The 25,390-nt window shown below is 62.2% G+C and carries 37 protein-coding genes; 33 read left to right on the top strand and 4 right to left on the bottom strand.

Translation table 11 applies throughout. The annotated features are described in order from the left end of the window. Positions 1-115 precede the first annotated feature (115 nt). The 26 genes from LDB29_RS08625 (at position 116) to LDB29_RS08500 (ending at position 18,714) form a co-directional block, all read left to right on the top strand. Positions 116-1,363, top strand: coding sequence for a hypothetical protein (locus LDB29_RS08625; RefSeq protein WP_013846898.1), 1,248 nt, complete (start codon positions 116-118; stop codon positions 1,361-1,363). 166 nt (positions 1,364-1,529) lie between these two features. After that, positions 1,530-2,339 (top strand): type I restriction-modification system subunit M, encoded by an 810-nt coding sequence (locus tag LDB29_RS08620; protein ID WP_013846897.1) that lies wholly within the window; start codon positions 1,530-1,532, stop codon positions 2,337-2,339. A gap of 141 nt (positions 2,340-2,480) precedes the next feature. Next, positions 2,481-3,176 carry a hypothetical protein gene (locus tag LDB29_RS08615; protein WP_013846896.1) on the top strand — a complete coding sequence of 232 codons (696 nt, stop codon included), beginning with the start codon at positions 2,481-2,483 and terminating at the stop codon, positions 3,174-3,176. A 75-nt stretch (positions 3,177-3,251) separates the two neighbouring features. Next, entirely contained in the window at positions 3,252-3,899 is a 648-nt protein-coding gene (locus tag LDB29_RS08610) for a hypothetical protein (RefSeq protein ID WP_013846895.1), read from the top strand. Between the two features lie 11 nt (positions 3,900-3,910). Further along, positions 3,911-4,372 (top strand): hypothetical protein, encoded by a 462-nt coding sequence (locus tag LDB29_RS08605; protein ID WP_013846894.1) that lies wholly within the window; start codon positions 3,911-3,913, stop codon positions 4,370-4,372. A gap of 43 nt (positions 4,373-4,415) precedes the next feature. Beyond that, on the top strand, positions 4,416-5,177 hold the full coding sequence (locus tag LDB29_RS08600) for a hypothetical protein (protein ID WP_013846893.1): 762 nt from the start codon (positions 4,416-4,418) through the stop codon (positions 5,175-5,177). Positions 5,178-5,344: 167 nt separating this feature from the next. Beyond that, positions 5,345-5,539 carry a hypothetical protein gene (locus LDB29_RS08595; protein WP_013846892.1) on the top strand — a complete coding sequence of 65 codons (195 nt, stop codon included), beginning with the start codon at positions 5,345-5,347 and terminating at the stop codon, positions 5,537-5,539. Between the two features lie 131 nt (positions 5,540-5,670). After that, a complete protein-coding gene (locus LDB29_RS08590; protein WP_013846891.1) occupies positions 5,671-7,152 on the top strand; it encodes a DUF3560 domain-containing protein in 1,482 nt (493 codons plus the stop codon). Beyond that, on the top strand, positions 7,149-7,667 hold the full coding sequence (locus LDB29_RS08585) for a hypothetical protein (protein WP_013846890.1): 519 nt from the start codon (positions 7,149-7,151) through the stop codon (positions 7,665-7,667). Before LDB29_RS08590 ends, LDB29_RS08585 begins: the two co-directional genes overlap by 4 nt. A 2-nt stretch (positions 7,668-7,669) precedes the next feature. Further along, positions 7,670-8,110 (top strand): hypothetical protein, encoded by a 441-nt coding sequence (locus LDB29_RS08580; RefSeq protein ID WP_013846889.1) that lies wholly within the window; start codon positions 7,670-7,672, stop codon positions 8,108-8,110. Between the two features lie 319 nt (positions 8,111-8,429). Further along, positions 8,430-9,959 (top strand): ATP-binding protein, encoded by a 1,530-nt coding sequence (locus LDB29_RS08575; protein WP_232037381.1) that lies wholly within the window; start codon positions 8,430-8,432, stop codon positions 9,957-9,959. Positions 9,960-10,012: 53 nt separating this feature from the next. Further along, positions 10,013-10,624, top strand: a complete 612-nt coding sequence (locus LDB29_RS08570; RefSeq protein WP_306812573.1) for a DUF1419 domain-containing protein — start codon at positions 10,013-10,015, stop codon at positions 10,622-10,624. 43 nt (positions 10,625-10,667) lie between these two features. Beyond that, positions 10,668-11,204, top strand: a complete 537-nt coding sequence (locus LDB29_RS08565; RefSeq protein WP_013846886.1) for a hypothetical protein — start codon at positions 10,668-10,670, stop codon at positions 11,202-11,204. Positions 11,205-11,206: 2 nt separating this feature from the next. Continuing rightward, positions 11,207-11,677, top strand: a complete 471-nt coding sequence (locus LDB29_RS08560) for a hypothetical protein (RefSeq protein WP_013846885.1) — start codon at positions 11,207-11,209, stop codon at positions 11,675-11,677. A gap of 84 nt (positions 11,678-11,761) precedes the next feature. Continuing rightward, on the top strand, positions 11,762-12,190 hold the full coding sequence (locus LDB29_RS08555) for a hypothetical protein (protein WP_013846884.1): 429 nt from the start codon (positions 11,762-11,764) through the stop codon (positions 12,188-12,190). After that, positions 12,187-12,387 (top strand): hypothetical protein, encoded by a 201-nt coding sequence (locus tag LDB29_RS08550; RefSeq protein ID WP_013846883.1) that lies wholly within the window; start codon positions 12,187-12,189, stop codon positions 12,385-12,387. The genes LDB29_RS08555 and LDB29_RS08550 overlap by 4 nt, the downstream gene beginning before the upstream one ends. A gap of 67 nt (positions 12,388-12,454) precedes the next feature. After that, positions 12,455-12,643, top strand: a complete 189-nt coding sequence (locus LDB29_RS08545; RefSeq protein ID WP_013846882.1) for a hypothetical protein — start codon at positions 12,455-12,457, stop codon at positions 12,641-12,643. A gap of 28 nt (positions 12,644-12,671) precedes the next feature. Beyond that, positions 12,672-12,866, top strand: a complete 195-nt coding sequence (locus LDB29_RS08540) for a hypothetical protein (protein ID WP_013846881.1) — start codon at positions 12,672-12,674, stop codon at positions 12,864-12,866. Then, entirely contained in the window at positions 12,863-13,411 is a 549-nt protein-coding gene (locus tag LDB29_RS08535; RefSeq protein WP_013846880.1) for a hypothetical protein, read from the top strand. The genes LDB29_RS08540 and LDB29_RS08535 overlap by 4 nt, the downstream gene beginning before the upstream one ends. Positions 13,412-13,533: 122 nt before the next feature. Further along, positions 13,534-14,058: a hypothetical protein gene (locus tag LDB29_RS08530; protein ID WP_119034652.1), complete on the top strand. Its 525-nt coding sequence runs from the start codon at positions 13,534-13,536 to the stop codon at positions 14,056-14,058. A 205-nt stretch (positions 14,059-14,263) separates the two neighbouring features. Next, positions 14,264-14,515 (top strand): type II toxin-antitoxin system prevent-host-death family antitoxin, encoded by a 252-nt coding sequence (locus LDB29_RS08525; protein ID WP_013846878.1) that lies wholly within the window; start codon positions 14,264-14,266, stop codon positions 14,513-14,515. Beyond that, positions 14,505-14,927, top strand: coding sequence for a putative toxin-antitoxin system toxin component, PIN family (locus LDB29_RS08520; RefSeq protein ID WP_013846877.1), 423 nt, complete (start codon positions 14,505-14,507; stop codon positions 14,925-14,927). The genes LDB29_RS08525 and LDB29_RS08520 overlap by 11 nt, the downstream gene beginning before the upstream one ends. A gap of 351 nt (positions 14,928-15,278) precedes the next feature. Continuing rightward, positions 15,279-15,548 carry a hypothetical protein gene (locus tag LDB29_RS08515; protein WP_143761318.1) on the top strand — a complete coding sequence of 90 codons (270 nt, stop codon included), beginning with the start codon at positions 15,279-15,281 and terminating at the stop codon, positions 15,546-15,548. A gap of 51 nt (positions 15,549-15,599) precedes the next feature. Continuing rightward, positions 15,600-16,001, top strand: a complete 402-nt coding sequence (locus tag LDB29_RS08510; RefSeq protein ID WP_030538185.1) for a hypothetical protein — start codon at positions 15,600-15,602, stop codon at positions 15,999-16,001. Positions 16,002-16,195: 194 nt separating this feature from the next. Further along, entirely contained in the window at positions 16,196-17,281 is a 1,086-nt protein-coding gene (locus tag LDB29_RS08505) for a hypothetical protein (RefSeq protein WP_013846875.1), read from the top strand. Between the two features lie 428 nt (positions 17,282-17,709). Next, entirely contained in the window at positions 17,710-18,714 is a 1,005-nt protein-coding gene (locus LDB29_RS08500) for a hypothetical protein (protein WP_013846873.1), read from the top strand. Between the two features lie 111 nt (positions 18,715-18,825). Here the strand turns inward: LDB29_RS08500 and LDB29_RS08495 are convergent, their stop codons facing one another. Further along, positions 18,826-19,002 carry a hypothetical protein gene (locus LDB29_RS08495; RefSeq protein WP_013846872.1) on the bottom strand — a complete coding sequence of 59 codons (177 nt, stop codon included), beginning with the start codon at positions 19,000-19,002 and terminating at the stop codon, positions 18,826-18,828. 234 nt (positions 19,003-19,236) lie between these two features. Between LDB29_RS08495 and LDB29_RS08490 the strand changes: the two genes are divergently transcribed. The 3 genes from LDB29_RS08490 to LDB29_RS08480 all read left to right on the top strand — a co-directional run bounded on the left by LDB29_RS08490 (position 19,237) and on the right by LDB29_RS08480 (position 20,690). Then, on the top strand, positions 19,237-19,839 hold the full coding sequence (locus LDB29_RS08490; protein ID WP_013846871.1) for a hypothetical protein: 603 nt from the start codon (positions 19,237-19,239) through the stop codon (positions 19,837-19,839). Positions 19,840-19,926: 87 nt separating this feature from the next. Next, positions 19,927-20,241: a type II toxin-antitoxin system Phd/YefM family antitoxin gene (locus LDB29_RS08485; protein WP_013846870.1), complete on the top strand. Its 315-nt coding sequence runs from the start codon at positions 19,927-19,929 to the stop codon at positions 20,239-20,241. Beyond that, a complete protein-coding gene (locus tag LDB29_RS08480; protein ID WP_013846869.1) occupies positions 20,238-20,690 on the top strand; it encodes a type II toxin-antitoxin system VapC family toxin in 453 nt (150 codons plus the stop codon). Before LDB29_RS08485 ends, LDB29_RS08480 begins: the two co-directional genes overlap by 4 nt. Before the next feature lie 25 nt (positions 20,691-20,715). On the opposite strand, the gene LDB29_RS08475 is transcribed toward LDB29_RS08480, so the two are convergent. Continuing rightward, the gene (locus LDB29_RS08475; protein ID WP_169804641.1) at positions 20,716-20,865 is read right to left on the bottom strand and encodes a hypothetical protein; all 150 of its coding nucleotides are present in this window, start codon (positions 20,863-20,865) and stop codon (positions 20,716-20,718) included. Positions 20,866-21,158: 293 nt separating this feature from the next. Next, positions 21,159-21,554, bottom strand: a complete 396-nt coding sequence (locus LDB29_RS08470; protein WP_013846867.1) for a hypothetical protein — start codon at positions 21,552-21,554, stop codon at positions 21,159-21,161. 99 nt (positions 21,555-21,653) lie between these two features. On the opposite strand from LDB29_RS08470, the gene LDB29_RS08465 reads away from it, so the two are divergent. From LDB29_RS08465 to LDB29_RS08455, 3 genes are all read left to right on the top strand, one after another. After that, entirely contained in the window at positions 21,654-21,890 is a 237-nt protein-coding gene (locus tag LDB29_RS08465) for a DUF5818 domain-containing protein (RefSeq protein ID WP_062116437.1), read from the top strand. Between the two features lie 575 nt (positions 21,891-22,465). Then, positions 22,466-22,939 carry a DUF736 domain-containing protein gene (locus LDB29_RS08460; protein WP_030538182.1) on the top strand — a complete coding sequence of 158 codons (474 nt, stop codon included), beginning with the start codon at positions 22,466-22,468 and terminating at the stop codon, positions 22,937-22,939. Between the two features lie 83 nt (positions 22,940-23,022). Beyond that, positions 23,023-24,048 (top strand): SLOG family protein, encoded by a 1,026-nt coding sequence (locus tag LDB29_RS08455; protein WP_013846864.1) that lies wholly within the window; start codon positions 23,023-23,025, stop codon positions 24,046-24,048. Positions 24,049-24,212: 164 nt separating this feature from the next. On the opposite strand, the gene LDB29_RS08450 is transcribed toward LDB29_RS08455, so the two are convergent. Beyond that, positions 24,213-24,536, bottom strand: a complete 324-nt coding sequence (locus LDB29_RS08450; protein WP_013846863.1) for a hypothetical protein — start codon at positions 24,534-24,536, stop codon at positions 24,213-24,215. Positions 24,537-25,000: 464 nt separating this feature from the next. Here LDB29_RS08450 and LDB29_RS08445 point away from each other — a divergent pair, with 464 nt between their 5' ends. Next, the gene (locus LDB29_RS08445) at positions 25,001-25,300 is read left to right on the top strand and encodes a CopG family transcriptional regulator (protein ID WP_013846862.1); all 300 of its coding nucleotides are present in this window, start codon (positions 25,001-25,003) and stop codon (positions 25,298-25,300) included. Positions 25,301-25,390: the final 90 nt, after the last annotated feature.

The raw sequence follows: 25,390 nt of genomic DNA, 5'->3' as shown, positions 1-25,390 counted from the left end.
CGCCCACGGCATGGACGGCAATAAAGAGTGGAGGGGGAAGCAGGGAGAGGAGCAGGCGAGTGTGTCCGAAGGGACCACGGACCACCAGGCTCTCCCTTCTTCGGAGACATTTCCCATGACCACTCCCAGATCCGCGCCATGGACGGCGCAGGAAATCGCCATTCTGCGCGCCTGGTATCCGGCCGAAGGACATGGCATCGCGCCGCGGCTACCAGGCCGCAGCGTCCATGCCCTGCAGGTCAAGGCCAACAAGCTTGGCTTGACGACGGCCCATAGAAGCTCCGCGCCCAAATCGCGCCTTCAGGGTGAAGCCCTCGATGAGGCCGTCAGACTGCGCGAGGTCGAAAACTGGTCGTTCAGCGCGATCGGCAAGCATTTCGGGGTCTGTGAGGCCAGCGCCTCCAACGCGGTTACGACGGCGCTGTGTGTCCGGCGTGGATACCGTCCCGCGGAGCGCGATCAGCATGGTCGCCTGACCGTCGAAGGTATCGAGCGCCTACGCTATGCCCTGAAGAAGGGCCTCAAGGGCATCGACATCCAGTTGCGCCTCGGCGTGTCGGCGGCCTGCGTTTCCGAGCAGCGTCGCCGATATAATCGGGAACTGCTTGCACGCGGCAAGGCGCTGCTACCACCGCCCGGAGGCGGCCAGGCCTATAGCGGCGCCAGGCTGTCGCCGGCGAAACGCAAACAGGTCGAGCAACTCTTCCTGCAGGGACTTGGCACCCAGAAGATCGCCGAGCACACCGGCGTGTCACGGACGAGCTGCACACGCATCAGGACCCGGCTCTTCCGCCGCCTGCGCCGCAGGGGCGAAGTGCTCCCCGGATGCGATGCCGCCGGGGTCCGCCATGTCCATGCCGAGAGCGCGCGCTTCGTCACCGATGAGCAGAAAGAGCTACTGCGCGCGATGCTCCTCGATCGCATGCCCGTCCAGCGAGCCGCGCGCGAACTCGTGATCGGCGCCTCGACCGCCTATCATCTTCGCGATGCATTTGCCGCTGAACTGGCCGCGGAGGGTCAGGCCCTGCCGCCTCCCCGGCGGCCCGGCCGGGTTCGCCGCACGCCCGTGCGCAATCCGTCCTGGCCTCCGGTCTCGTCTCAGGAAATGTACGCGTTCCGGCGTCTCCTCGGCACGATGGGCTTCGCCGAGGCGAAAGCGCATTGGCAGGACACCCGGCGCGAGGCGGCAAGGGCCGCACGCGAAGCCGCCGCGATGCGCAAGCTCAGTTTCGAGGAGCAGCTTGCCAGGGTCGCATCCGGCGAGCTGGGGATCACGAGCGGTTTCGTCCGGAACCACCTCGAGCCGCGGTTGCCTGTGCATTCGTCGCCGCGAAGCCGGTGCGAAACCCTGATCGACGCCTGATCGGTCGACCGTCATCGTCGCCGTTCCATATCGGCCATCCCGGTCTGGCATGGTGGCGTGCGTCTCGAACGCGTTGCCCGTTCTCGATGTGCGCCATGCACTTCGCGAACCTGGGTCTGCCGGCCCCTGGAGCCGCTGACGTGCGGCCGTCAATCAGGACATCATCATGACTCCTCACGAACGCCACGTCGCAGACGTGACCAGGCTGTTGCGATCCTGCGCCTATTGCCATGATTTGCACCGACTGTTTTCGGATTGCATGGAGGCGAGTGCGATCAGCATCTCCAACAGCATGGATCTGCGCAACCGCGAAGCACGCGAGAAGCGCTATCTCGATATCGTCGGCCAGTATGAGCGCGATATCGTCGAGCTTTTTCCTCAGGTCTTTGCGGAGATCATGATGGCGCTGGAGGCCGAACCCCGCGATGCGCTCGGCACGGTGTATAACAACCTTGAACTATCGAGCGCCGACAAGGGGCAATTCTTCACGCCGTGGCCCATATGTCAAATGATGGCAGAGGCGACGCTTGGGGGCCCGAAGCTGATCCAGGATCTGATAGCGTGCAAAGGTTTTGTGCGCGCAATGGAACCTGCCTGCGGCGCGGGTGCAACGGTTATCGCCCTTGCACAAACCATGCGCGCGCAAGGCATCAACTATCAGCGGCACCTCCATGTGACCGCCGTCGATATCGACGCGCGGGTCGCCCACATGGCGTATATCCAGTTCAGTCTCCTGCACATTCCTGCCGTGGTGGTCGTCGGAAACTCGCTTTCACTCGAAATACGCAGCTACTGGTATACGCCAGCGCACATCATGGGCGGATGGTCGGCGAAACTTGCACGGCGCGATACCGAGCTGATGGCAACCACCGGTCCAATCGAGAATCATCCCGTTCCGATGGACATACTTCTGCCGCCGTCCACAGTGGAACGCCCGGAACAACGTGCCGCGCCACGCCAGCTCAGCCTCTTCTGAGCCTGGCATTGCGACAATGAAATCGAGAAGACCATCGGCATGCCCAAGCCGCTGATGTCCCCCGGCGTTGCGGATCCCGCGACCACGACCGGGCGCGATCTCCGCGCAATTATTCAATCACCCATGAAGAAGGAGATTGTGATGAAAGATCATCCGCGATCCATGCACCTCGATTTGCTGGCGCGCGCCAGGGCTGCGCTGGCCTCCCATGCCGAAGGGGACGCCGACATTGCGGAGATCATCGCCGACCTCGATACCGCAATTTTATCGATCGACCGGGCGCCCGTGGCCTGGTCCATTCCCGTCTATCTCGCCACGATCGGGCATGGCCACGGAACCACCAATGTCGTCGCGGTCAGTTATCGAGGGCTGCAGGTGCAGGTCGCGACCTTCTGCCGCTCACAATGGGGCGAAATCAACGACAGCCGCGATCCGGGGTCCCTCGACGATGCCATGGTGATACGCGACTATTTCAACCTCCATCCCGAAGACCAGCTGACCAGCCGCATGGAATGGATCGATCCCGACTTCGGCTATGATCCCGAACGCCTCGAGATCGGGAACTATATCGCCTTGTCCTCCAGCCATATATCATGGCCGACGACGGAAAAGATCGACGAATGGATTACACTCGATCCGTGCCACCGTCCCGTCAGCATAGCCGATACCCATTATGGCTGGGTCATAGCCACGGCTCCGTCCTCGTTCGGGGATAAATCGGAAATACCGGCTGATCTCTTCCATGCGCTGACATTCGCGCGAGGACTGGGCTGCAACTACCTGATCCTGGACCGTGATGCTTCCACGACCGATCGGCTCCCCTGTTACGAATGGTGACGGTCTGATCGAGGGGGAGGGGGGAGAGATTGAGGCGGGCGTGTGGATGCGCCCAGGCCCCAGGAGTAGAACCTCATGTCCTATGACGCCGCGTTTCGCTTTCAACAGGCGCTCGACCCTTCCGCGCTGACCACGCTTGCCGGAGGGCTGAACGTCCTGATCCAGGCAATCGACGAGTGCCATCGCAACCAGGTCGATGCGGAGTGCGATCCGGCGGTTCTGCTGCTGGCGCGTCATCTCGGCAACATTGCGACCGAGAACCGTCCGTCCCAGGCCGAGTTGCGCCGTGCTTGCGTCGAAGCCGTCGGCGCTGTCGAACGCACGCCGATCCTGGTGACGCTGGCGCGACGCGGCGTCGACTATGACAGCGACGCGAAGGCCATTTTTCACAAACAGGGCCGCAAGGCGATGACGCGGCTCGCCAAGGCGCTCGGTCTCGAACGCGGGCAATTCGAGTTGCGTTCCAACATGGCGGGTATCGCCTGCTCGGGCGAAATTACGATTCATGCCGCTCATCTCTATATCCAGTTCGATCTGGGCTGCATGGGACCGGGCTACGAGGTCATGTTCCGCACCTGCTCGGGGACCAAGGACTATGTCGGTGGCCGCAACCATTTCGCTTCCGTAGCGGAACTGATCGAGCCTGCCAGGCTCGCTGAACGTATCCGCCGCGATCTCGATCTTCCCCAACCGGACGCCGCTGCGACCCGGCTCTTCGCCTGAGGACAGTCACCATGGAAATCATCGTCACCCGTTCCCGCATCGCGGGGACGCTGCCGCACTATGCCTATCGCGCGCTGGTCCCCGCCGACAAGGTCACGGCCGAACGCCGGGCACTGACCGGCACGGTTGCCGGGCCACAACATGTCGGGCGTCTCCCATGCGTCCGTATCGCACCGTTGCTGGCGCCCGACCGCTATTTCACGATGGCGCATGCCGAGCGAGCGGAGTTCGCCTCCGGCATTGCCGCCCTCGGGCGCCGGATCGAAACCTTGATCATCCAGGCCAGCTTCCCGGAGATGACCGCGGCCTTCACACCCATCGTCTTCCAGCTCGACTCCGATCCCGGCGACGCCTTCACCTGGATCGACATCGACGACCTGACGTCCGCTTTCGATCGTCTCGAGCCGAAATACGGCAACCTCACCGCCTTCGATCTCGGCCTTCGTCAGGACGCTGGCCGCTGCGCCGCCTGATGCGCGCACCGATCCCGCATCCACATTACCCGGAGAATTCGACATGGATATTTTCGTCGCCAACGGAACGCACTTCTCAGCACCGTCGAAGATCGCGAGCTATCACGCCAGCGAACACGAAGCACAGATCGCCGCGACCGATATGGTGAACCAGCTCCGCGCCGACCTCGATGCCGAGGGCTTGCCGCCAGTCGATACGAGCAGCTGGCAATTGGGGCTGGTCGGCGTGCAATTCCGCCACCTCACCGCACAGAGCATCGAAATTGCCGACATAGACCCCGATGATCTCGCCGAAACCGCAGGCTTCAATGTGTGGATCGAAAAGGCCGAACTCCAGGGGATATCGGTTCTCGCACTTAACGATCGGCAACTCTCGACCGTGCTTGCCGCGTTGCGCGACCACCAGCGACGCCACTGTGGGTCCGATCCTGACATTGCCAGCAATCTCGGCCGACACGAACCACTGAACCCGGACGAGATCGAGGATCTTTGCATGCGGATCAATGGCGCCGAGCAGCTCCCTCTCGAAGCCAATATCGTCATCACGCTTGATGGCGGTCTTGTTCAGGGTGTCGTCGCCGACCGGCCGATCACGGTGCGCATTGTCGATTACGATGTCGAGGGCGCCGATCCCGACGGCCTCCTCATGGTCCCACAGGACAATGGCGATCCCGTCTCCGCATCCGTCAGCTGTTGGGCAGTTGAGGGCGCCTGCATTGATCCGGAATGGATAGCCCGCCTCGATGCAGCCAATGCTGCGGACCACCGAGCCACGAAGCAGATGACGGCGGAATGCCTGCCATGAGCGTTAGCGGAAACCCGCGGTGAATGAGGTCGGCGTCGAATTCGCCTGAAATGGCGGTTGAGCCGGCCACCTAGAAATCCTGGTGCGACTGGTCGGACGCGCCGGATCGCATGACCCCTTGCGGGTCGTTTCCGACCGCAGCCCTCTACAATCTGGAGAATTTCTGCATGACCACTTCCGATATCGATACCGCAACCGCAGAGCAGCTCGCTCCGGTTGCCTATGCCGCCATTCAGCGTCTCGGTCAGCTCGGCCGCACGGGCGCTGTCGCGCTCGCCGCCCTGGTCGAAGATGACGACGCCGATTTCGAGGAGGGGGCCTCCTGGATTGGCGATCTCGCCGCCGGAGACCTGCGCGAATAGCTCCCCGACACCGACATTCCTTGTTTTCCATGAAGCCCGGCCATCGCGCCGGGCTTCATGATTCCGGGGAACACAGATGCACCGCTTCGCCCCGAAATCTGATGACCGCGGGGCCCTCGAAAGGACGATCGATGATCAGCTTTACCGCAACCTATAGTCCAGAGGACAACAAGATCCGCATTTACGCGTCATCGCGCCTCGATGCGGAAACCTATGCACAGGTCAAGGAGGCCGGATTCAAATGGGCTCCGAAGCAGGAGCTTTTCGTCGCTCCCAGGTGGACTCCGCAACGCGAGGACCTGGCCATCAAACTGGCTGGCGAGATCGAGGCGGAAGAGATGACCCTGGCCGAGCGCGCCGCGATGAAAGCTGAACGGCTCGAAGATCTTGCAGACAAGCGCCATGCGCAATCCAACGCCTTCGCACGCCGCGCAGACGAACTGTCGCAGGCCTTCTATATGGGCCAGCCGATCCTGGTCGGCCATCATAGCGAACGTGGGGCGCGCAAGACCCAGGAACGCATGCACTCGGCCATGACGGCGTCCGTAAAGGCGGAAAAAGCGGCAGGCTACTGGCTCGGCCGCGCCAGCAGCGCCGAGCATTACGCCAGCAGGAAGAATGACCCGCGCGTCCGCGCCAACCGGATCAAGACTTTGCTGGCAGAGCTGCGAGACTTTCAGCGCGGCATCAATAGAGCCCATACGGCACTGGCGATCTGGGACGAAATCACGACCGACGAACAGATCCGCGACGCGCTCCGCAACAGGGATTCCCGTGAACTCTGGTCGGGCTATGATCTCTACTACAAGGTCGACAAGGGCGAGATCGCGCCCGGCGACGCACGGCAACAGTGCATCGACGGGGCAATGGTCACCGTCAATGGCCCCAACCGCCGCCGCTGGATCGAGCACATCCTGCACCGGCTCGCGTTCGAGCGTTCCATGCTGGGCGATGTGCCTCGCTATGATGGCGAGTTCACCCCGGTCATCATCCAGGCCTTTGCCCGCGAGCATGGCGCCGAAAGCCCCAAATGCACCGTGATCGCTGCGGGCCGTTTCCGGCTCGAAAGCCCGGTTCCGCTTCCGGCGCATATCGCGTCGGCATCCTCTCTTGAACTGAACCAGGATGACTGGCGCGACCTGATGCAGGCTTGCGGCTACACCGTGCCGGAGAGAAAGGCTCGCCGGGCGGGTAAGCCGGGCACAGTACCGCTGATCAATCCATCGCGCGAGCAGGCCGAACAACTTCAGGAGATATGGAACCTGCGCATGATCGCAGCCCGCAAGGGCAAGCAAAGTGCTGCCAAGCCCAACGAAGTCCGTGAGACGGAGCAGGCCTTTTATTCGGCTAATTCAAAGGGCGACTATGACGTGTTCAAAACGGTGGAGATAGCTGCCGACGGTCGCCCCGTGCGAATGAAATGGCAGGGGCATGAGCGCGTGCGGTCCGGCGAGCCTGTCGCCCGCATCCGTATCGCTGGGCTCGGCCTCCAAATGTACCAGCCGGACGCCGTCGTCGTCATCACCGACAAACCGGGCAAGCCGTTGCCGATCGACCTCGACGCTCTGGAAGCCGATGCCCGCCATGCCGCGGCCGAGGAGGCCGCAGCATGAAAACCGGCGTCTCTTCCCGGCCCGCAGAGCCATCACGGATTGCGGTCCAGCCGCGCAGCGTTTTCGCACAGGCTGAGATCGTGCCCGCTGCGGAAACCCAACGCCGCGTCATGCCGACGGCCAGTGTCGAATCCGCTCTTGAGACCGCTGCCTGCCTCTGGGAGGCTGTGCTGACATTGCGCGATCATCCCAGTTCAGACCCGGGCGCCATCGCCTTGGCGCTGGCCATCTGCGGAACCTGCAATGCGGTCGGCACAGCTGACCTGCGGTTGACAGTCGTGGGTTGGACCAGCGCGGTCGAGGCGGCGTGGAGCGTGGTTGCCGACAGTTACGATCTGTCTTTCGATTGGGATTACGTGCCAGGCTGGATCATCGATCATATCGACTGGTCCGATCCTGCTCATCCCACGATCAGGCCGGAACCCGTGCCGAAAGATCCCGATCGTGCTCCGACCGACGAACCAGTCACCGCCCAGCCGCCCGCATGGCGGCCGTCTGCCGACGAGGGGAACTGATCATGGGGCGCTCGGTATCCTATCCCAGCGGAGCGCATGTCGCGTTCGCACAGTGGGACGCGGGCTGGATCGAGGACGATGACGATCCTGACACCCGCCATTTCGATGAACTTGCCGCACAGGACGATTGGGACTTCATCGTCGCGGATTTTCGAGAGCAGGTGCTCGCACTCTATCCTTCGGCATGGTCCCATGACGGCTGGATCGACCGTGAAGACCGGATTGTCGCCATGAACGGCTATGCCCGCTTCGGCATTTCGGAATATTGTGGCTGCATCGCATACTGGGTGGTTTTGCGGAACGACATCGACGCCGGCCGGGAAGGGCTGGCAGAACAATGGTTCGACCGGATCGGGCCAAAATTCGAGCAGCGGTTCGCGACGCTTGTCCGTCTGGGCAGCTTCTCCAACGGAGAGTCCGTCTATCGGCGCATCGCCGCCTGACTGCCCGGTCAGCCGATCCCATTTTCGCCCATTCCTCGATCGCAGGATTCCGTCGACTTCCCGCGTCTCGACCGCGCAATTGCGCCATGAAGGGGAGGGGGCGGGATGTGGGAGCGACGATGAGATCGCTGCATTTCCGGAGACTCACATGACTTTCCCCACCACTATCCAAACCACGGTCGGAGATTCCCTGCTGACAAGGATCACAAGGTTTTTTGACGGATCGGTCTCTGCGTGTCTCATCGAGGCCATCCAGAACGCACGCCGGGCTGGCGCCACCCGGATCGATATTTCCCGGATCGAGAGCGATCGGGGGCCTGTGCTGCGTATTCGTGACGACGGGTGCGGCATCGCCGATCCGGTCAAGTTCCTGACGCTGGGCGACTCCGGTTGGGATGAGAAGATCGCCCGATCCGAAGATCCAGCGGGCATGGGCGTATTCAGCCTTGCGGGGCGCCATGTCACGGTCCGTTCCCACGCGGCCGAACTGGACGCGGCCTGGCAGGTGACCATCACCCCCGACGCCTGGGAAAGCGGCATGCCGCTCGATCTTGCGCCGACGGCCATCGACAAGGGCACCGAGATCGAGGTCGACATGGCCGAAGACTGGGTGAACGCACTCGAGCAGGCAGTGAAGGACGCCGCGCGCTTCTGCCCGGTGCCGGTCTGGCTCGACGGCAAGAGGCAACCCCACGAAAGCTTCCTCGCCGGTGCGGCGCGCGTCGAGAAATGGAACGGGTGCAACATCGGCATCTACAGCGACACCATTCATGTTCCACGCGAATTGGCGCGGATCAACTTCCATGGTCTCACGGTGCCTTGCCGGCTGCCGCATATCCATGACGGGGATGGAGATCCTGGCTGGTATGCCAAGGTCGACATCATAGATGCAGGCCACCTGCAACTCGTGCTACCTGCACGCAAGGAAATGGTGCAGGGGCCCGCGCTCGAGGCGTTGCACGAGGCCTGCGAGGCGGCGATCTTCCGCACTATCGCCCACAAGGGTCACCATCGGCTGTCCCATGCCCATTGGCTGCGGGCCAAGGCGCTCGGCGTGTTCCTCCCTGAAGCCGCGCCCTGGCTCTCGGCCTGGACGCCGCGCACCGCGGAAGCGGATAGCACCATGTTCGGCGAGCGGGTGGCGGGTGAACCGATGATCCTGATGCCGACCGACCAGGCCCATATCGAGCAGTGCGCCGCGCGCGCCCTCGCGTCGGGACAATTGCACGGCGCGACCCCGGTCGAGCCCGTCGACGATTTCGCGGGATACGCCTGGTATGATCAACTTCCGCGCGTGCTCGGATGGTCCTTCCGGGTCGACCGGGGCGAGGGCGACGTCTTCGACTATGCGGCTGATACGCAGCTGTCGCAGGTCCTGGTCTCCGGGCGCGTCGACGCGATCGAACTCGAAATCGCCATGCAGGCGTCAGCCGTTTCCGAGGAACCTGCCGAAATCCTCTCGCTGCCTGCGGATGTGCTGATCGTTCCCGATGACTGCTCGACCGAATTGGAGAACGTCGCCATCCTGCTCAGCGCCGACTGTACGATCACACCCAGCGAACTCGCCTGGCTGCTCGAAGCCGCCTGCTTCTACCACGTCGACGATTGTGATGCCGACAGCTATCATACCCAGCAGGCGGCATTCGACATGCAGGCGCGCTTTACCGCGAACATGTTGCTGCTCGGCGAAGATGCCGCGGTCCTCGAACGAGTCCGCGAGGCGATCCGCGAGCATGTCGCCTGGCTGATCCCCAAGGATCGGGCAATCCGGATGCAGGCTGTCAATTATCTGGTCGAGGCCAGCTTCGCGGACAATGACGACGAGGCCGCTCTCAGCGCCGCCGAATAACCCATTCTCTTTCCGGCCTGCCCGGCGCGTCATCACGCGCGCCGCGGCACGCCATGTCCATGAGGAATCGTCCCATGACCCAGGCTCTGCCATTCAGGAAGATTTTCGACGGCGTCGCGACGCGCGAGCAGATGTTCGAACTGTTCAACCGCGTTCCCGATTGCCCGTTCGAGGATCGCATTTCGGGGAAGGCATTTGAGAATACATGGTTCGAGATTGAACTCGAATCCTACGAATCCATGCTCGGGGAACTGCCGCCGCTCTTCATGCGCGCCGGGATGTTCGCCTGGTCTGAACTCAAGGCCGGTTTCGTCGGTTCGGTCTTCTTCGCCATCACGATCGGACGCAAGCGCTGGTTTACCGGTTATTGCAATCTTGGAGATCGCCATAGCCCCGACGCGATGCGGGCGGCAATCATAGCCCATGAGACAGCCGCCGCTCGGGGCATGAACCGCGAGCAGAAGCTCGAACTGATCTGGTCGCGCACGCACGCTGATTTTCGTGGTCTTGCAGGCGAGGCCGATCCCGATGCGTGGCCCCCGGAAGACCGGGGCAAACGCACGATCGTCATTTGTGAACCGGACGGCGGTTCCGCTTTGAAACTGCTCGAACGCCTTACCGATGATGAGATCGACCACCGGCTGCCGTCCGGGCCGGCGATCTAGCCTGCCGGGTGCTGTTCCATCCTTTCCATCCAGGAGCTGAAAGATGGCCAATCACTATCTGCAAACGGCGTTCGCCATTCCGCTGATGCCGCAGGAAGCAATCCTGCTCAAGGAATGCTTCGCCGTATCGACCCAACTGTCCAGCGACTTCGCCGAACTCTCGTCTAACGGGATGCAAGCGGTGAAGACCTATTACGCGTCGCTTAGCGAGGGATTCAGGAACACCTTCCCGAACAAACCGGAGGAGGAAGATCCTTTCGCGGACTTTCTCGATCTCTGGTCGGATCCGGGCTTTCCCGAGTTCGATGCCGATCTCATCATTCAAGGCGACCCGGAGGCCAAGACACAGTTCGCGTTCATCAGCGGCCATGAAGCCGACGTTCCGGCCCTCGCATCGCTGATCCAGAAAGTCTGCAAATCCGCGCTGCCGTTCGGCTTTCAATGGGCGGAGGTGGCCGACAAGGACATCGCTGACGGTTTCGGAGGCGGCTACTATGTCGTCACCGATACCGAGATATTCGGCGGCTCGACCCGGTGGCTCATGAAGGAGACGCTGCAAACCTTGCGGGCAGGAGCATGATCATGGCGGAACGCATCAACGCACGCGTCACCCTCCATGTCGAGGTGTTCGACGCCAAGGAGCTCTGGCAGCACGCATACGGGACCTACGAGGAGCAGAACGGCACAGCCGATCAGGGCGACTTCGAGGAGATGTACGGGACCGAGGACGATCCCGACATCGGGGAATGCATTCGCATGATCTTCGATCCGGGTGAAAGCCCGCCCTGCCTCCAGATCGAGGATAGCTCGGTCGAGGTTACGCTTGTGCTGTTGGAAAACCGATATCCGCTCTTCATCGCAGATCGCGGCGAGCCTGGGATCATAAGCGCCGAGCCTAAAGGCGCGCATCACCCCGAATATGGCGACGCGCTCGATATGATCGAGCCGGATACCGAGAGGGTATTCGCGCGATCGCAGGAGTGCCTCGACCACCATAGCAACCCGGCGCAATGGATCGAGAGCGTCCGGGCCAGGATGATGAAGCGGCTCTGAGGCCGCCAACAATCCGTCCATCCCCGACATAGCACCGGACACCTCGTGCGCCGCGTCCGGTCGCGCCCGCGAAGGAGATTTTCGATGAACGACGATCAATTCGACGCGCTGGTCGATGACGCTACCCATGCGGTCAACGACCTCATTCCCGACACTGTGCTGGACGGTCTTCGCGATAGTGAAAGGTCGGATCTGCTTTTCCAGATCAATGACGCGCTGACGCCGATTCTGCGCGAGGTAATCGACAGGACCGACAGCGGCAGCGACAATCCGACCCGCTCCAGCACGATTGCTGCTCTGATCTCCGAGCTGCTGGAAACCCATGCCCAAAAGTGTGACGAGGGCGGCGATTGTGCCAATGACCGCCCGCGGCATGTGATCTCGGAAGTTTACGGAACCAGCGCCAATATCGACAGCCTCGCGATCTGCGAGATCGAAATGGGCACGCAAATCTACCTCGTTCTGGACGATCATTCCGCCTTCCGCATCGCCGTGGAGGCGGTCTCCCCATGATCGAGATGCACTTGGCGCTTAGCGCGCTCAGGCGAGTAGCGCTCGTTTCTACCCAGAGCGAACTCGATGCTGCCAGGATGGAAGCCGCCGATATCCTCGATCAGGCCGGTTGGGAGAAATCGGCTCGCATCGTGATCGACAGCATCGGTCGCCCGGTTGCCTCCGACGATCAGGAAGGCCCGTCCCGACAAGGCTGATCCCGCATCGGCTATGCCTGCCTACCGGGCAGCAAAGCTGCCTCACCTCAACATCATGGAGGATATCATGGCCCAACTCTCTCCCCTTCGCGAGCGTTTGGCGAGCGCCGAGCACGCATATGCCTGCGCGATTCAGCGCCGCAGCGCCACCGGCCGCAACCAGTATGTCATCCGCACCGGCAGCCCGCTCCAGCCGTTCCGCGTCACGGAGACCCGGCCGGCGAGGGACGAAAATCTCGTTCTGCACGTCGCCTGAGACAAATCCTATCGTCGAGGAGGCGCCAATGAACGCTGCCGATCGATACCCGATCGAGCCGGGTATGTGGATCAGGACCGAGGAAAACGAGAAGCTCTTCTTCCTGCGATATTCATCGACCGGCCATTGGGGCTTCTTTTCCGAGGAGCGTCATCACACCGCGCGGGAATACAAGCTCCCGCTCGCGGGCCTCAAACCCTGGCACAAGGAACGCCGCCCATGAAAACGCACGCGATGGCGAGCGGCCTTCGGGTCACTCTCAGCAAGACCGAACTGCAGGCATTGCTTGCGCTCGCGCGATACGGCGCTGAACAGATTGCGGCCGCGCACCACTCTTATATCGTGCCCAAGCGACAGGAAGCCGTGGCGGCCGGCGTCATCCAGGGCCTCGAACAGGGTCTGTCGTCGGTCCGCTGGAAACAGGCGGAGGCCAAGGCAAGACGCGACGCACCGAAACGCGAGGCCGAGCGGCGTGCAACGCGCGAGCATCATGCCCAGATCGACGGCTATACCGTTTGGGGGATGTTGAGTGACTGGACCGATCTCTCCGATGACCCCGACCGGCGCCAGTGGGCGGACCTGTTAAATCCTCTGACCGAAGCGCGTGAGCAGGCAGAAATTCGCCGGAATGTCTGGCGGATATACATCAGCAAGGGCAGCGCGGCGGCGGACGATCTCATCGTCTATCCGGGCGATTGCACGCAAACCGCCGATCGTCAGGAAATCGAGGTGCTCGCCCGACGGATCATCGCGCAACATCGAGAATGACGGGATCGCGCCGGCAAGATATGCGCGCGCCCTCGGAGGGGACCACAGGATCGGCCATTGCGAAAGGGCCCGCAAGGAGGGGAGTAGGAGGGGCTGGCGGTGAACTTCCCTGGGAGCTTGCCATGACCGCCAGCGATTCTGCCACATACCATCGCGTATCCACGCCGCCCATATTCATCTCCGGATCGCTCTCCATCCGACAGCTTCCGGCCAGCGTAATGAAGCGGCTCGGCGCCGTCATCGACAAGGAGTTACCCGTCGTGATCGGCGACGCCCCTGGCGCGGATGCGGCCGTCCAACGATTTCTTGCCGATTGCGGTGTGCGTCACGTCACGATCTTCTGCGGAGGTTCCGTCCCCCGGCACAATATCGGCATATGGCCGGTCCGGCAGATCCGAGCAGATGCTCCTGCGGGCACGCGCGCCTTCCATAGCGCAAAAGATCGGGAAATGTGCCGCCTCGCCGGTGTCGGATTCGTCATATGGGACGGAGCGAGTCAGGGCAGTCGCGCCAACATCCGGCGACTATGCGAGCGCGGGCGGTATGTCGTCGTCTATCTTCGCCCTGAAGACCGTTTCGTCACCCTCGCCAGCGATGCGGAACGGATGGCGTTTTTGGCGTCATCTATCCATAGCGATGGAGTGTGATCATGCCCTCTTCTGACATCGACATATTGCCGTCGCGGGTAGGGACAGCGCCTATCAGCTGGCTCCCGATTTTTCGGACTGCTGGTAGCGCCGTCATGCACGGCGCGCGCGCAAGCGCCGGCGCACAGACCGCTTGAAAGACAGGCTTCTCCTTCTTAGATAGTGAATCGAACGATTCGATCAATTCGGTCGAATGGAGGCAGCTATGCAGACCATCACCGCCAACGAAGCCAAGACCCGCTTCGGCGAACTTATCGACCGCGTACAGCGCGAGCCGGTGCGCGTAACCCGCCGCAATCGGGTTGTGGGTGTGATGGTTTCCCCGGAAGACTATGCAGCCATGCGGGCGTTCTACGCGGACAGGCTCGCCAGCACGCTACGCGAAACCGCCAACGAGGCCGCGAAGAAGGGCCTTACCGATAGCGAACTGGAGCGTCTGCTGTCCGATGAAGGGTGACAGGTTCGTTATCGATACGAATGTCCTCATCAGCGCCGCGCTTTCAGCAGATTCGACCCCCGCAAGGGTGACGCTCTGGGTGATCGCCCATGCCCGGCTGATCTTCGCCGAGGCCACTTTCGAGGAATTTCGTTCCCGTCTTTGGCGTCCGAAATTCGACAGATATCTGACCATCGAGCGTCGAAATCAGATTCTACACGATTTCAGTGCAATCGCCGACTGGGTGGAACTGAATGACGATGCTCTTCCGGTCAGCAGCCGAGATCCGGATGATGATATGTTCATCCGCGCCGCCATTGCCGGATCGGCCCGTTGGCTTGTGAGTGGCGACAGGGATTTGCTGGACATTCAGGGATTGCCAGCGATTACGATCCTGACGCCGGCGGACATGCTGAAGCGGATTTCCGCATAGGTCTGACCCGGGCGGCGCCACGCTAGCGCAGCTGCGAATGACTCTGGCACTCCTCGACGCAAAGTCTTCGCGAATGGGAGGTGCGGCCCGGCTCGATGACGAAGTTCATCTGCGACCGGCGCCTGCTCGATCCCGACGAGTTCGATCATATCGTTGCCTAAGCGTCCACCGATCTCATCGGCTTCCTCGACGTCGTGGCGAGGCTGCCGCCCGATCAACTCCCGACCATCGGAAGCTGGCTCGAGCGGTTCAACGCCGGCGTTTCCTGATCGCTGACGGTCCATCGTTGGACGCAATCCCGCCATTTCTTGCGAGGTTCTTATGCTCACCATCCAGTTCCGGGCGAAAATCGTGACGATCTATTACACGGACGACACCATCGCGTATCGCCGGATCAAGATCCCCAGCATCGCGCGCCACCTCTGCGATATGAACGCCTTTCGCCGCTCACGAAAATTCGGAGCCTATGCGAACAGCGACCTGTTCCTCGCCATGGTGACGCGCGCCCTGAAAGAGAATGGCATCGCGAACTTCCTCCGCATGGGTGCGCTGCCCGAAGGCGTGGCCGTCGACGAAAGCGGTTTCCTCGCAGGCGTCACGATCACGCTTCCCGACCGATAGGGACGAGCAGCAATGCGCTGGGACATCCCCGCGAACTGAAGGAGCTTCGACATGCAAGCCACCGTCCGGCTGACGGCCAATGATATCCGCCAGCTTCGTTCGACCGCCGAACAGATTGCACGGCGGCATAGTTCCGCCCGTCGCTTCGCAATCGAGATTGCCGAACGCGTCAACCTCGCCACCGGCGCCGCTGGCCTCAACATTCGTGCGATCACCGACGATCCCGACTGGGAAGATACCGATCTGCACACGACACATCCCTGGTCGCGCATCCGTGAGCGTCATACGCTCGCCAACGGCACGGCACTGTTCGACCTCTATGTCTATGAGCGGCCCGGCATCGGCGAGACCGGCGATCTTGCCTGCTGCGTCGAGGCCGAACTGGATGGACAGGGCCTCGCAGCCTTTCACGCCGATAGCGCCAAGAATGTCTGGCGCCGGTCGGACCTGTAGATTGTCCTTCCACCCGTTCGATACGATGAGCGAGATCACGCACAGCAACCACACTTTGGGAAACCCGCCATGCGCCTGTCGGACGAGCTTGCCGCCAGACGCATTTTCTAGCGGGTCTGGACCGCAGAAGAGGAGGAAGGAGGTGATGGGCGAGGGGCCATCATGGATCCTCCGATCTCCATAAGGAACAACCCATGCCCATCCATCAGCCATCCGGTCCCGCGACCGAACCCGCCGTCGACACTTCCTCCCAGCCGTCCGCCGATCTTGTCGCGCTGTCCAGCAACGAGCTGATGGTTGCGCGCAGGCTTGCCTATGACCCTGAAAACGACGCCCTTGGTGAAGGGGATCTCTGGGTCGAATATATGGAAAGCGAGGACGACTGCATGGCCGCGCGCCAGATCGTTCCGTTCGACACATTCACGCTTTCCGTCTGGCATACCCTTGCCGCCGACATGTTCGAGGAACGCTCCGATGAACGCGACGCATCGCAGATCGACCAGCTGATCGAAAGGCGTGGCCTTTTTCCTCATGACCCCGCCAATGGTCCGCGGCGTATCGCGCTTCCCGCAATCGAACTCCAGATCGCGCTTGAAAAGGATATCAAAGCAGGTTCGTGTCGGATCGCCAATGCCCGGATAAGGGTCGATGCCCTCGATCAATTGTCCGGCATGGAACCCGACTTCTATACCAATCCGGAAGCCATATCGACCGCGGGCTGGGACGCGCTGTCGGTAACGATCTTCGAACAGACCTGCACGGCACCGACGGGCGGGCGCTTCGGGAACATCTTCGATCAACCCGACCTGACAACCGGAACGCCGCTCGCACACGCCCGCGCCCAACTCTTCGAACTCCAGACGGCACTCGCTACCGCCAAACGAAGCCGGCGGCAGGATCCTGTCTTCAAAATCTATGTGCGGAGCATGATGGACGAGCTGCTCGCGATGCCTCCGCTGCTGGAGGCGATCCATAATGACCACAGCGGCGCATTCCGCATCGTGGCCGCCTTTCTCGACGATCATCATCCCGAATGGTCCGAGGGGCTCTCGAAGAACCAGGCATTCAGTCCCTTGCTGCCCCTGCCTGTCGACTGGAATGGCCACGTCGATATCGTCGGCCTGGTGCAGGACTCGCGCGCCCGCATGTCCGCCGAAACGGTGGGTGTCGCGCCGCAGTTCTTCGGACTCTATGCCGGACGCCGCGATGGCAGTTCCGTCTGGCTTGGAGCGGCGGCCTGCGAAGCCGATGCCCATGCGCTGGTGACCGGGTTGGGCTAACCCGGCCCCATATCGGCCCGCTCATTGGCGCGACAGACTGGTGCAACAACAGGGCGGCAACATGGCGCCCTTCGCGCTCTCCACAGGGGGAAAGGGGGTGGTTGGTGGATGAGTTTCATCTGGGAGTTCACCAACCATGTCCAGCAGCCAGCAAACCACGAACATCCCCGAAATCGTCGTAATCGACAGCATTACCTGCCCCAACTGCGGCGCAGCCGAGTGCTACGATGATCCCACGAGCCCCACAGGCAAGCGGTTCAACATCAACGCCTATAAGGTCGGCGACAAGCACGGTTACTGGTGGAGTCGTTGCAACCTTTGCAATAGCTGGTTCTAGAAGGGCAGGAGGATTTCCGGCTCCCGCAAGCGTAACCGTCTTTCGTCTCACCGACCCTTCGCTTGAGAAGCGTGACGTCGCGGAGGCCAGCATGAACATAGAGATCATCGTCGGCCTCCCGCATCTCAATCGTGGCCCGCTTCTCCAGCGCGCGATCGAGATGCGCTATCCGGTCCTCATTTCAGCGAACGCGCTGTCGCGATGGGATCGCCGCGAGGGCTATGCGCGCTGGGCGGGCTGGAACCTGCGTTCGCTGGCCAATGCCTCGCGCCTGGTGTCGATCGACCTCGACTCCGCCGGCTTTGTCGTCGCTCATCGCTACCGCGGGCTGCCCTGGACGGCCGATGACTATATCGAACTGGCCGCAAGCTACCCATTTCGGCGCTTCGCGAGCCTCGACCTGTGCACCGAAGAGGAAATTGCCCGCGACCGCGACGAAGTCCTCGACCGTATCTCGCGCACCATCGCGCTCAATCATGCCTGTCATGCAAGAGCCGCCGATCGCGGAATCGATGCCCGGTTCATGCCCGTCATCCAGGGACGGCATCCCGACGACTATCTGCGATGCCTCGACGGCATTGCCGGTATCCTTCGGCCAGGCATGGTTGTCGGTATCGGCTCCATGTGCCGCCGCACGGTGTCCGGTCCTGATGGGCTTCTCGCGGTGCTAAGCCGGCTCGACCGGGACGCAGACCCTGCGCTCCGCTTCCACCTTTTCGGTGTGAAGGGAACAGCCCTCCATTATTTGCGGCCGCTTGCGCATCGCATCGCCAGCCTCGATTCCTGCGCCTATTCTCTGGCCGCGCGGATCGAGGCGTGGCGCGAAGGCTTTTCGAAGACCGACGAGTTCGTTGCCGGTCATATGGAGCGATGGCAACGCCGGCAGCAGGCCCGGCTCGACGGGGGCGACGCCGCATTCCAGCATCATCTGCCGCTCACGAAACCTGCGCTTTCGGCCGGAAACGCATGGGACAGAGCACTCGATCTCGCCCGGGCGGAAATCCGCACTTTGATCGAACAAGGGGAGATCGCGCACGAGCAAATCACCGAAGGGTGGGTCGCGCAGTGGGCGGCTGAAACCTATAGCGCCACGTAGTAACGCAGGTCCTGGTGAATTTAGCCTCGGTCGCTGACCTATGCGGTGTGCGAAGAACTCACCGGCCTATAAGGTCGAGGACGCCACGCAGGGTCTTGCCCATCGATCGAATCATCTCCTCGCCCGCCTCACCTCGTCATCCCGACAGAAGTTCCAATACTCGTCCATATCTGCGAGCGTTAGCTTCTTCGGCTGCATCTTGGCCCAGGCATCCGCCATAAAGAGCATGAAGCTCATTGCGCCGTCATCAGAAACGGCATGCGGCTGATACACGATAGGCAGGTTCATCACGAGCATCCCTGTCGGAGCACTTTGTTTCTTTTTCAAAGCGGCGATAGGCGACCGCCCGTTTTTCACAGGTCCGAGACGCTCCGATTACGCCTGTCGCTGCGAATTCACAAGATTGACCGCCAGATTGGCGTGAACGACGCGCGGTTGCAACCACCGATCACCGTCGCCGCACGGCCTGGCTGTGCCGATGGGGGCAATTGCGGCCTTCAAGCCCGCAAAAAGGAGGTATCCGTGACCCAGTGTCCCGAATCCAATTCGGCCGAGCGTCATTGCTATGGCGTGATTCTCCATCATCGCGCCGAATGGTGGCTTGTCGAATTTCCCGAGCGCGATCCGGACCCTATCAAGGCATGGGCCCTGACCGGCCAGCTTACGCCGGCGATGGCGGATTGGTTTCGTGCCGATACGGGCAATAACGCCGCCAAGGCAGAGGTCCCCGCGTTGAACCCGGACAGTCGCTGCTGGTCTGGTGAATTCTCGATCCGCCCGTCGCCGGATGCCGTCGATCGCTTCGACATCGATGCTCATCCCTGGGGCTCCGAAGCGGGCGAACTGGAGACGCGGCTTGCCCGCGCCATGATCGAAAGCACGCTGTTCCCGATCCCGCCCGGCTTCCTTTCGGTCTTCACAGGCCTTCCGGACGACGATCGGCCCGTTCTTGCCATCCGTCTCAGCGGCTATATCTGCTCTACGTTCGAAGTGCTCACCGCCCGCTATATGCCGGTCTATCGGCCTCGATCGCCCTGGCGGGACATATCGGGCGAGGCCGTCGGCGACAGCGGCAGTGACATTCTCGGATGGGCACCCGCCCGCGATTGGATCAGGCCAGCATGACGCACGGGACCCGCCGATGCCGGATCGAGCTTGCGCCGATACAGCTGGGCCATTATATCTGACTAGCTGGTCAGATGGAGAATTCTCATGACTACACCCAAACGGGCCGGTGACGGCCCCGCACGCAAAGGTGGTTCCAGGCTTCCACCAGCGGCGCGCGGATGGAAGCTCGAAGACGCCAAGGCGCGGTTCAGCGAGGTCGTTCGCCTGGCCCGCAGCGAAGGGCCGCAACGCGTCACGGTCCGCGGCAAGGATGCCGTCGTTATCATCAGCGCCGACGAACTCGAAAGGTTGCTGCCGCCCGAGCGTAAGAAGCCGCTCGTCGCCTTTCTCGAAGGACTGCACCTCGACGGCGTCGATCTGACGCGCGAACGCGATAGCGGACGGGATATCGTCTTGTGATCGGCTGGCTTCTCGACACCAATGTGATTGCCGCGCTCATCAATCCGGGCGGCGCGCCGAGCGTGAAGACATGGGCGTCGGAGCAGCCCGAAGAAGCGCTGTTCCTCAGCATCCTGACGCTCGGTGAATATGACAAGGGCATCCACGCCATACCTGCCGACCATTCTGAGCGGTCACGCTATATCGGGGCTCGCGATGCACTCGAAGCGCGTTTCAAAGGTCGCATTCTGTCCCTTGATGACGCGATCATCCGGCGATGGGGAGCAATCTCCGGCGACGTCAAGCTAGGCACGGGCCATACACCGAGCGTTGTCGACACGATGCTGGCGGCCACCGCGATCGAGCACCGGCTTTATCTCGTGACCCGCAACGTCAAGGATGTGCGTCACAGCGGTGCGGCCATATTCAATCCGTGGGAGGATGATCCCACGACACTGGCGCTATCCTGACCAGTTGGGGGAAGGATATCCTTCCTCAGGTTCTTTCGAGAAATCGCTCCCGTGCGAGGTCAAGTGCGTGCGAAAGCCTTATCGCCACCACCTGGTCCTTGGGGTCGACGAGGCACTCAAGTGCCGCCTCCATGTGCTTGATGGCGTTTTCCAGCCTTGGCTCTTCGTCTGTCATGTGTGCTTCTCCGTCCCGTCGCGCTCAGTCGGCGGGCACCCTCCCCGGAGGAGGATGCCGGCCCCTGAGCCGGACGGTCGAAAGACGCGAACAATAGAACGCGTGCCTGATCTTTAGCCGGAGCCTGGACATAATACAGGCAATCCGGCCGCAAGGCATGCGCCGACTCTATTGTTCGGAGTTTCGACTCTCCGGCCCGCCACCGGCGGACACGCTCCTCTAAACCAACCGGGCAGCAACTGCCAGTCGGTTCCGAGCGAAATTACCGGATGCCGCAGGTGGGTGCGGGGTCTTCAGCGTGTCGATAGACGCGCCGCCTCGACCGGCCGATACATGTCCGCGCGATCACGCATTACACCCGTAAGCCAGGCGAGATGGCTCGCAGCGTCCGCCAACGGCAACGTGGCTACCGCGTCGAACAGGTTACGCTGATAGGGTGGACCGCTGTCGAGGATATCCACCAGCTTCTCCCGCGCGGGGCTATGGGGATCGGTGATCTCGGCATTGGCTTCGCGGGCCGCCTCCAGAAAGGCCTCAGCCAGTTCCTGGGTCGCATAGTAGCCGCTGTCGAGATCTTCCCCGAGCGCGAGGGCGGCGATCTGGCTGCGCACATCCGCGATGTCGGGGTCGTTGACCGCATCGATCAGCGACAGGTTGAAATCGAAGGTGGCGAGATAGTCCGCGATCATGGGGAAAGTCCTTTCATCCATCACTGGAACATAGGGCAAACATAGTCACAATGGAAATGATCCTCGCAACGGGAACGCGGTCATGAATCCGTCTTCCGCATGGGCCGCCCCGATCGGCCGGCATCCCGCGCCGTGATCGGGACGGTCGCACCCCTGCGTCTCCGGGGACGCCTGCGTCGAACCGAGCGCGGTTTCCTCCTCGATATGGAGGATGGCCACGTCTGGCGCCTCAATGGCGCGCAGGATTTCCCGCCGCTGGTGGACGCAGTCGTCGTCGTCGAGGGACGCAAGGCGAGCCCCAGCCTCCTCGACGTTCTCTGGCTCGGGCCGGCGTAGCATCCCCAGAGGCACGCTCTGTTTCCTTCCTCAAACGTCGCGCTTGCGGCACCGTCGCCGCGGACCTCGGCGAGGACGCCTCGGCCCGCAATCAGCGTCGCACGATGTCTGTCATCACATTCTGCGCCGCCTCGCAGGGTCTCGGCGTGCCAGGGCTGGTCGGGGCAAGCAAGGGCTGCCTCCGGCCAAGAAAACCTAGGAGTAGAAGGGGCCTGCCGACGTTGTCGCTTGGGGTAAGCGGTCGGCAGGCCCCTTCTACTCCAAGCTTTTCTAAAGGCCGCAGCGCGACGTCCCTTGCTTGCCCCGACCAGCCCTGACCCTTGAGCCCCGGCGACGGCGGCTCCGAATGCGATGACAGACGGCCACCGTCGCGTCCTCCGCTGATCAGGAAGGAATGGCTTCGCCATATTTTTCTTTGTTCGAGACGCTACCGCGTCCGTATTATTGGCTCTGGCTCACCAAATGCGATGAAATACTGTCAAGAAAACAATAGAATATACTCGAAAAAGGGGAGGGGGTATAAGTATAGGTGCAGATGGGGATTGGCCCCGGAAGCATCGTTTGGAGTAAAGGCTATGAATATCGGTGAGTTTAACCTTAACAAGGGCCGCATCATCGGATGGATTGCCACCCGCGCAATCGACCTGCCCAAGCTGGCCTTGCGCCCGGTGGAAAGCGAAAACGAACTGGCCCCGGCTTATGAGATCATCGCGCCCAATGTCGGGGGCCGTGTCGTTCAGGTCGGCGCGCTTTGGGAAGCCGTCGCCAAGAAAACCGGCGAGGTTTTCCTGCAAGGCCATGTTGATGACCCGTCGATGCCCGAAGCCCTGCCCATCGCGCTTTTCGGCTCGGTGGAGGAAGGCTATCGGGTGGCATGGCGCAGGCAGGAGCGCGACGATTTCGGCCCCGCCATTCGCACCCCCCGCGACAATGCGCCTTCCGGCAACCGTGGCGATGACTACGGTTTCGGTGACAGCACCGCCGATGGAAGCGGCGGACTGTCCAGCCAAGGGGCCGCATCCGATTTTGACGACGAGGTGAGAGTCTAGGAACCGGACCAAGACGGGCCGGGGGAGCGCAGCAACGCTTCCCCGGACCCTAACCGATCATCCTGCCATCAGGAGTCAGACCCATGACGAAGAAGTCAGCTAAGAAGGCCGTTAGCACATTTGCCGACCTGCCGGAACTTATCGCGGAGGAAACCGCAACCCCCGCTTTTGAAGCATCCTTTGGCGATCCGTTGCCGCTGTCCATCATCGAACACGGCGACGAACCGGGCGAACATGAGATGCCCGAACCGTTCACCGCGCAGAAGGTTTGCGGCGAACTTATCACGTCGCTTTATTGCCTCTTGACGGACACGCGGCTTGACCCGCTCGCCCCGGATATTGCTTGGGGTATCGTCAACAGCTTCCATTTTGTCGCTGGAACGGTGGAGCGCCGGGAGGATCGCCTAGCCGACAAAATCCGCGATATGACGCGGTGCATGGAACCGGGCGAGGTATTCAACAAAGACCTTGAGGATACCCAGCTTCAATGCCGCTCGCTTGCGGAACAGCGCGCCGCCATCGAAACGATGCGCGACTATGCCGCCGCCATGTATCGCGCTTGCTGGCGTCGCGCATGGGCACCGACCAAGGGCAGCAAGGCGTCATCCGTCACCACCGCAAGCTATATCAATGCGCTGGATTTCTTGCAGGAACGCGCCCTTGCCAAGCGCGAGAAGCACCAGCCGCAAGGCCCCGTCGTCATCTTTTCCGGCCCCGCCATCTGGGACGAATGGGAACCGCTTTGGGCGAAGCTGACAGAGATCAAGGCCCGCGTTCCGCATATGACGCTTGTTACCACCGGGCAGCGGAAAGGGGCGGACGCCATCGCGGCGGCATGGGCAGCGCGGGAAGGCGTCCCCGTTGTCGCTTATGGCCTCTATGGAGGCGGGCGCAAGGCTCCCTATCAGCGAAACCGCAAGATGGGCGAGCTTGAGCCGGTGGAAGCCGTCCTTTGCGAAGGGTCCGGCATCCAAGCCAATCTCTATCAGACCATGCGGAAACAAGGCGTTCCCATCCATGCTTTCCGCAAGCCCAAGGATGCCCCCGCATCCCGCAAGCCGCAGAACGGCGAGGGGGACACGTTCAGGCAAGCACGGCGCAGCGCCTGAAACCAAACGGCGCGGCGCTTCCCCCAGCGCCGCGCTACCCATCACACGAGACCCGCCAAGGCTGGCGCGCATCCCCGCGCGCTGGCCTTTTGTCGTGCCCCCGGCCGCCGCCGCGCCTGACGGCGCGGCGGCGGGAAGAACCAAAAGGGGAAGGGCCGACAGGTTCACGCCCCCACCGAAGGGCCGAGCGCCCCACCGTCATCCCCCTTTGCGGGCCTTGGCGCGGCTGGCGCTTTCCCCGAATGGGAAGCATCGGAGGCACCCGACGCCCCCTTGAGCGCAGCCAGCGCGGCAGCGCCGCCCAACCGCAACACATGGCCCAGCACGTCCCGGAACTCGCGTTCCGTCAATTGCTCGACCGGCAGCGCCGTCACCATTGCCGCATAGCGATCGCGTAGCCGCTTGCGTAGCGCAGCCTTCTCGACCGCAATCCTCTTCTCGCGATCTTCCAGATCAGCGAGCCTATCGCGTTCAGACATTTTAGGCATGACCAGTTTCCTTCTCAGGCTGGCCCGCTCGTCACGCGATCCTTGTCGCACAGGCGCACCCGCGCCACAAGCGACCCCACCGCATAGCGCGACCTATCTCCCCACATCGACCACCACCGCAATGGGTGCGCCCGGCAGCGGTAGGGATGACGCAGCAACTCCGTTGCTGCGGGCAAGCGACGCACGCGCTTCGCGGTTTGTAATGCACCGTACGCACGGGTGCTGTGGCCTGAAACTGCCCTATAATCAATGGTTTCCGTTGGCAGACGCGTCAGCCAGATTTCACGTTATTTGGCTGACGCGTCTGCCGCCTCAGTACTATTGCCCGAAAAAGCCCCGCAATTCCGCCGTTTCCGGCTGGCAGACACGTCCGCCACGCTGATTTTATTGTGATCGTCGCTTGTCTGCGCTATAGTTGCTGTGCGTCGTGACCTCCTTGTCGAAGCTCCAGTCGGAGCATCACCTTGGCAAGGGTCACAATCCGGATCGACGATGCCCTTTACGAGCGGCTGCAGCGCCGTGCCCGTAAAGTCGGCGTCAGCGTCGCCGAACTCCTCCGCCCCGCGATCGACCAGACCGCCGATCCCCGCGGCGGCTACGTCTACACGACGCAGGACGAAATCCTCTCCTGCGTCCTGCAGACGCTCTCTATCCTCGCGGCATCGGTGCGACGCCGGTCGCCCGAGACGCTCGAACAGGGCATGGCCGACGCCAGGGCGCTGCTCCTCGAAAAGGGGCTGCTCTCACCGGACGAACAGCCATGACCCGGCGCGCGGATCCCCACCTCGCGGACACATGCCCGGCCTCGCGTTCCCCCTCGGCGGGCTTCCCGTCCGGCCGCGCGATTGCCTGCG

It is taken from the genome of Sphingobium sp. CFD-2 (assembly GCF_024611135.1).
Taxonomy (GTDB): Bacteria; Pseudomonadota; Alphaproteobacteria; order Sphingomonadales; family Sphingomonadaceae; genus Sphingobium; species Sphingobium fuliginis.
The sequence above is the reverse complement of the archived record's forward strand: the minus strand, read 5'-3'. Positions and strand labels throughout refer to the sequence as shown.

Excerpts from the sequence above, each read along its gene's own strand:
- LDB29_RS08625 (WP_013846898.1), top strand. The coding sequence starts at position 116 with ATGACCACTCCCAGATCCGCGCCATGGACGGCGCAGGAAATCGCCATT.
- LDB29_RS08620 (WP_013846897.1), top strand. The coding sequence starts at position 1,530 with ATGACTCCTCACGAACGCCACGTCGCAGACGTGACCAGGCTGTTGCGA.
- LDB29_RS08615 (WP_013846896.1), top strand. The coding sequence starts at position 2,481 with ATGAAAGATCATCCGCGATCCATGCACCTCGATTTGCTGGCGCGCGCC.
- LDB29_RS08610 (WP_013846895.1), top strand. The coding sequence starts at position 3,252 with ATGTCCTATGACGCCGCGTTTCGCTTTCAACAGGCGCTCGACCCTTCC.
- LDB29_RS08605 (WP_013846894.1), top strand. The coding sequence starts at position 3,911 with ATGGAAATCATCGTCACCCGTTCCCGCATCGCGGGGACGCTGCCGCAC.
- LDB29_RS08600 (WP_013846893.1), top strand. The coding sequence starts at position 4,416 with ATGGATATTTTCGTCGCCAACGGAACGCACTTCTCAGCACCGTCGAAG.
- LDB29_RS08595 (WP_013846892.1), top strand. The coding sequence starts at position 5,345 with ATGACCACTTCCGATATCGATACCGCAACCGCAGAGCAGCTCGCTCCG.
- LDB29_RS08590 (WP_013846891.1), top strand. The coding sequence starts at position 5,671 with ATGATCAGCTTTACCGCAACCTATAGTCCAGAGGACAACAAGATCCGC.
- LDB29_RS08585 (WP_013846890.1), top strand. The coding sequence starts at position 7,149 with ATGAAAACCGGCGTCTCTTCCCGGCCCGCAGAGCCATCACGGATTGCG.
- LDB29_RS08580 (WP_013846889.1), top strand. The coding sequence starts at position 7,670 with ATGGGGCGCTCGGTATCCTATCCCAGCGGAGCGCATGTCGCGTTCGCA.
- LDB29_RS08570 (WP_306812573.1), top strand. The coding sequence starts at position 10,013 with ATGTCCATGAGGAATCGTCCCATGACCCAGGCTCTGCCATTCAGGAAG.
- LDB29_RS08565 (WP_013846886.1), top strand. The coding sequence starts at position 10,668 with ATGGCCAATCACTATCTGCAAACGGCGTTCGCCATTCCGCTGATGCCG.
- LDB29_RS08560 (WP_013846885.1), top strand. The coding sequence starts at position 11,207 with ATGGCGGAACGCATCAACGCACGCGTCACCCTCCATGTCGAGGTGTTC.
- LDB29_RS08555 (WP_013846884.1), top strand. The coding sequence starts at position 11,762 with ATGAACGACGATCAATTCGACGCGCTGGTCGATGACGCTACCCATGCG.
- LDB29_RS08550 (WP_013846883.1), top strand. The coding sequence starts at position 12,187 with ATGATCGAGATGCACTTGGCGCTTAGCGCGCTCAGGCGAGTAGCGCTC.
- LDB29_RS08545 (WP_013846882.1), top strand. The coding sequence starts at position 12,455 with ATGGCCCAACTCTCTCCCCTTCGCGAGCGTTTGGCGAGCGCCGAGCAC.
- LDB29_RS08540 (WP_013846881.1), top strand. The coding sequence starts at position 12,672 with ATGAACGCTGCCGATCGATACCCGATCGAGCCGGGTATGTGGATCAGG.
- LDB29_RS08535 (WP_013846880.1), top strand. The coding sequence starts at position 12,863 with ATGAAAACGCACGCGATGGCGAGCGGCCTTCGGGTCACTCTCAGCAAG.
- LDB29_RS08530 (WP_119034652.1), top strand. The coding sequence starts at position 13,534 with ATGACCGCCAGCGATTCTGCCACATACCATCGCGTATCCACGCCGCCC.
- LDB29_RS08525 (WP_013846878.1), top strand. The coding sequence starts at position 14,264 with ATGCAGACCATCACCGCCAACGAAGCCAAGACCCGCTTCGGCGAACTT.
- LDB29_RS08520 (WP_013846877.1), top strand. The coding sequence starts at position 14,505 with ATGAAGGGTGACAGGTTCGTTATCGATACGAATGTCCTCATCAGCGCC.
- LDB29_RS08510 (WP_030538185.1), top strand. The coding sequence starts at position 15,600 with ATGCAAGCCACCGTCCGGCTGACGGCCAATGATATCCGCCAGCTTCGT.
- LDB29_RS08505 (WP_013846875.1), top strand. The coding sequence starts at position 16,196 with ATGCCCATCCATCAGCCATCCGGTCCCGCGACCGAACCCGCCGTCGAC.
- LDB29_RS08500 (WP_013846873.1), top strand. The coding sequence starts at position 17,710 with ATGAACATAGAGATCATCGTCGGCCTCCCGCATCTCAATCGTGGCCCG.
- LDB29_RS08495 (WP_013846872.1), bottom strand. The coding sequence starts at position 19,002 with ATGAACCTGCCTATCGTGTATCAGCCGCATGCCGTTTCTGATGACGGC.
- LDB29_RS08485 (WP_013846870.1), top strand. The coding sequence starts at position 19,927 with ATGACTACACCCAAACGGGCCGGTGACGGCCCCGCACGCAAAGGTGGT.
- LDB29_RS08475 (WP_169804641.1), bottom strand. The coding sequence starts at position 20,865 with ATGACAGACGAAGAGCCAAGGCTGGAAAACGCCATCAAGCACATGGAG.
- LDB29_RS08470 (WP_013846867.1), bottom strand. The coding sequence starts at position 21,554 with ATGATCGCGGACTATCTCGCCACCTTCGATTTCAACCTGTCGCTGATC.
- LDB29_RS08465 (WP_062116437.1), top strand. The coding sequence starts at position 21,654 with ATGGGCCGCCCCGATCGGCCGGCATCCCGCGCCGTGATCGGGACGGTC.
- LDB29_RS08460 (WP_030538182.1), top strand. The coding sequence starts at position 22,466 with ATGAATATCGGTGAGTTTAACCTTAACAAGGGCCGCATCATCGGATGG.
- LDB29_RS08455 (WP_013846864.1), top strand. The coding sequence starts at position 23,023 with ATGACGAAGAAGTCAGCTAAGAAGGCCGTTAGCACATTTGCCGACCTG.
- LDB29_RS08450 (WP_013846863.1), bottom strand. The coding sequence starts at position 24,536 with ATGCCTAAAATGTCTGAACGCGATAGGCTCGCTGATCTGGAAGATCGC.